Source organism: Vibrio sp. 03_296 (assembly GCF_002265885.1).
In genome coordinates, this window is record NZ_NPKW01000549.1 from 1 (window position 1) to 601 (window position 601).

Here is a 601-nt window from a genome sequence, read left to right on the forward strand (position 1 = left end):
CATATCGCGACATGAACTCTTTTAATATCTGAATAAATACAAGTTTGGGGCTTGCCTTTTTAAATTGCAATAGGGTAACGTTTGTGAAGGTTCATAAAGGATTAATACCATGGAAGCGTTAAAAACCTTGCCATTTAGAAGGCACACACAACTGTTAACTCGTTTGCCAGAAACTCGTTTTGCCACGCAATGGGACAAAAGTAAAGCTAACTGGATTGTTTATGCCGAGTATTTAGCGCCCGGACACTTTGAGGATATCGATTTTTTACGGGGGCTTAGTAACCCGATTATTGATACTTGGAAAGTTGGCTATTACGARGTGGCGCTCATGGCAGGAGAACTGACTCCAGAGCATGAAAAGATTCTTCAAGCGCTCCAACTTGATTACGCTTGCTTGACCGATGTGCCCGACCTCTCTAAACCTGGGCTAATTGTGTTAGACATGGATTCCACAGCAATACAAATTGAGTGTATTGATGAGATCGCCAAACTGGCGGGCGTCGGTGAAGAGGTGGCCGAAGTGACAGAACGCGCGATGCAAGGTGAGCTCGATTTTGAGCAGAGTCTGCGTCAGCGAGTCGGCAAATTAGCAGGCGCGGAC

Annotated in this window: 1 protein-coding gene; it reads left to right on the forward strand. The window is 45.5% G+C overall.

Annotation, left to right across the window (positions count from 1 at the left end; all coding sequences use genetic code 11):
* Positions 1–109: 109 nt before the first annotated feature.
* Positions 110–601: DUF5609 domain-containing protein (locus CIK04_RS26090; RefSeq protein ID WP_176463436.1), on the forward strand; the 492-nt coding region annotated here is incomplete at its 3' end.